The organism is Ramlibacter sp. (assembly GCF_036676645.1).
GTDB lineage: Bacteria > Pseudomonadota > Gammaproteobacteria > Burkholderiales > Burkholderiaceae_C > Ramlibacter.
The window spans coordinates 1-1,863 of record NZ_JAKFCM010000035.1; the positions used below are offsets into that span (position 1 = coordinate 1).

Here is a 1,863-nt window from a genome sequence, read left to right on the forward strand (position 1 = left end):
CCTGGGCCGAGCAGGCCCGGCGCAGCGAAACCCTGGTCTGGTAAGCGCAGGCAGATCGCATCCGTCGCTTCACGCGACCCTCGATGCATGAAGCGGTCCAGCCGGGGACACCGCCGGGCCGGCTTCGCCGGACGGCTGGTGCCGCCCCCTTTGGGGGTAGCGCGAAGCGCTGCGGGGGGCGTCCTAGTTCAGCGGAAGGAACATCTCCCGGTGGGCGATGCCCGCTTCTTCAAACGGCTCACCCCGCCTCTGCCAGCCCAGCCGCTCGTAGAAGCCGGTGGCGCTGCTCTGCGCGTGCAACATCACCTCGCGTTCGCCACGCGCACGGGCCGCGTCCGTCAACGCCCGCAGCACCTGCTGGCCCAGATGGCCGCCGCGCAGCACCCGGTGGACCGCCAGCCGGCCCACCTGCGACACGCCCGTTGCGCCGGTGGGGATCAGCCGCCCGGTGGCCACCGGCTGGCCCAGCCGGTTGTAGGCCACCCCGTGCAGCGCCGTCAGGTCCGCCGCGTCATGCTCCAGATCTTTGGGAATGCGCTGCTCCTGCACGAACACCTCGGTGCGGATGCGCTGCGCGTCGGCGCCGAGTTCGCTCCAGGCGCCCAGCTTCACCGTGCTCATGGCCTCGCCGGCCTCGTAGCCCATGAGAATGTCGCGCAGCGCCTGCGGCACCGGGCGCGAGCGCTGGCTGGCCGGGTCGGCGAACACGTAGACGATGTCGCCCGAGATCAGGTGCTCGTCGCCCCGGAAGATGGCGCCGGTGAACTGGATCGACGAGGTGCCGACGCGGCTGCATTTCATGGCCACCTCGATCTGGTCGTCCACCCGCGCCGAGGCGTGAAACTCCAGCGTGGCCTTGACCACGTACAGATCGCCTTCGAGCTGCTGCATGGCCGCCTCGTAGGGCAGCGCCAGCGCCCGCCAGTAGTCGGAGATGGCGGTGTCGAAGTACATCAGATAGTGCGCGTTGAAGACAATCTTCTGCATGTCCACCTCGGCCCAGCGCACACGCAGGCGGTGGACAAAGCGGAAGTCGGATCGTTTGAGGCTCATGTCGGGGTCTCCGGGTTGTGGTGTCTGTGGGCTCAGGTCGCGCCCGGTTCCCAGGCGTGGCGCAGCGCGCGCGCCGCGTCGTTGTGGGCCTGGAGCGCCTGCGGAATGGCGCGGCCGAACTGGATGAAGCCGTGCACCATGCCGGCGTAGATTTCCAGATCCACCGCCACGCCGGCCATGCGCAGCCGGTCGGCGTACAACACGCCTTCGTCCACCAGCGGGTCGCATTCGGCCAGCCCCATCCAGACCGGCGCCACGCCCTCCAGGTCGCGCGGCTGGCCGCTGTCGTCCACGCCGTCGAGCGGGGCGAAGCGCCAGTCGTCGCGCTCGGCCGCGCTGCGCAGGTAGTGGCCAAAGAAAAAGCCGATGTGGGCCTCTTCGAGCAGGAAGCCTTTGGCGAAGGTGTGGTGCGACGGCGTGTTCTGGTGGCCGGCGGTGCCGGGGTAGAACAGCAGTTGCAGCGCCAGCGGCCAGCCGGCGTCGCGTGCGGCGATGGCCGTCACGGCCGACAGCGTGCCGCCCGCGCTGTCACCACCCACGGCGATCCGGGCGCAGTCCAGGCCGAGCGCTGCTGCGTGCTCGCGCAGCCAGACCAGGCTGTCCCAGGCGTCATGCACCGCCGTGGGAAAGGGCCAATCGGGCGCGAGCCGGTAGTCCACCGAGATCACCGCGCAGTGGGCCAGGTGCGCCAGGTGCCGGCACAGCGGTTCGTGCGTGGACACGCTGCCGATGGTGAAGCCGCCGCCGTGAAAGAACAGCAGCACCGGCAGCGCCTGCCCGGCCACGGGCGCAAACAGGCGTGCCGGCAGG

The 1,863-nt window shown here is 70.3% G+C and carries 2 protein-coding genes; both read right to left on the reverse strand.

What is annotated here, in order from left to right; translation table 11 throughout:
* Positions 1-183: 183 nt before the first annotated feature.
* A complete protein-coding gene (locus V6M57_RS06480; RefSeq protein WP_332814176.1) occupies positions 184-1,053 on the reverse strand; it encodes a YbgC/FadM family acyl-CoA thioesterase in 870 nt (289 codons plus the stop codon).
* Positions 1,054-1,085: 32 nt separating this feature from the next.
* A partial coding sequence (locus V6M57_RS06485; RefSeq protein ID WP_332814177.1) for an alpha/beta hydrolase occupies positions 1,086-1,863 on the reverse strand: 778 nt, incomplete at its 5' end.

Bases quoted from the DNA above. Each gene is read 5' to 3' on its own strand.
- V6M57_RS06480 (WP_332814176.1), bottom strand. From the start codon at position 1,053: ATGAGCCTCAAACGATCCGACTTCCGCTTTGTCCACCGCCTGCGTGTG.